Below are 870 nucleotides of genomic sequence, written 5' to 3' on the forward strand. Positions count from 1 at the left end.
GGCAGGAGGATGGTATCTCAATCAGGTCACTCTCGACTAAATGCGGATTAGCGATAACATCTCTTACTACGATGCTGGAAAGAATGGAAAATCAAGGGCTGATAAGCCGTGTTCAGTCTGAAACGGACAAAAGGAAAACACTCCTGTTTCTGACTGAGAAAGCACATGCCTTAAAGGGCGAGTACGATTCTGTATCTGATGAGATGGGCAATATTTACTACAAAGGTTTTTCAGAGGAAGAAATTACCCGGTTTGAGGAATGCCTCGACCGCATCAGAAAGAATCTTGAGGAGTGGCAGAAGTCATGAGTATTTGTATCAAAGATCAGATTCAGAACATGAATATCGTCATCGGCTGCACAGTGGGGTGTACATATTGCTATGCCCGCAACAACGTGAAACGCTGGCATATGATTGATGACTTCGCTGACCCTGAATTCTTTCCGGGTAAGCTCAAGATGATGGAAAAGAAACGTCCGCAGAACTTTCTTCTTACCGGGATGAGCGATCTCTCCGGATGGAAGCCGGAATGGAGAGACGAGGTGTTTGCAAAGATCCGTGAAAATCCACAGCATCAGTTCCTGTTCCTTACCAAGCGACCTGATTTGCTGGATTTTGATACCGATCTGGAAAACGCATGGTTTGGCGCTACGGTGACGAGGAAAGCAGAACTGTGGCGTATCGACGCCCTTCGGAAAAACGTCAGAGCAAAACATTACCATGTTACCTTTGAGCCGTTATTCGACGATCCAGGCACAGTTGACCTTTCCGGAATCAATTGGATCGTTGTCGGCACCATGACCGGAGCTCAGAGCAGGAAGATTCATACGGAGCCGGAATGGGCATGGTCTCTGGCGGACCAGGCACATAA

The 870-nt window shown here is 47.4% G+C and carries 2 protein-coding genes; both read left to right on the plus strand.

The genetic code is table 11. The annotated features are described in order from the left end of the window. Window positions 1-308 (plus strand): MarR family winged helix-turn-helix transcriptional regulator (locus tag H8S07_RS15085; RefSeq protein ID WP_186856275.1); only part of this gene is annotated, 308 nt, incomplete at its 5' end. Further along, window positions 305-870, plus strand: a 566-nt coding sequence (locus tag H8S07_RS15090; protein ID WP_186856276.1) for a radical SAM mobile pair protein A, incomplete at its 3' end; no start/stop codon positions are given. The genes H8S07_RS15085 and H8S07_RS15090, both read left to right, overlap by 4 nt.

This window comes from Dorea hominis (genome assembly GCF_014287705.1).
In the GTDB taxonomy this organism is placed as follows: Bacteria; Bacillota; Clostridia; order Lachnospirales; family Lachnospiraceae; genus Dorea_D; species Dorea_D hominis.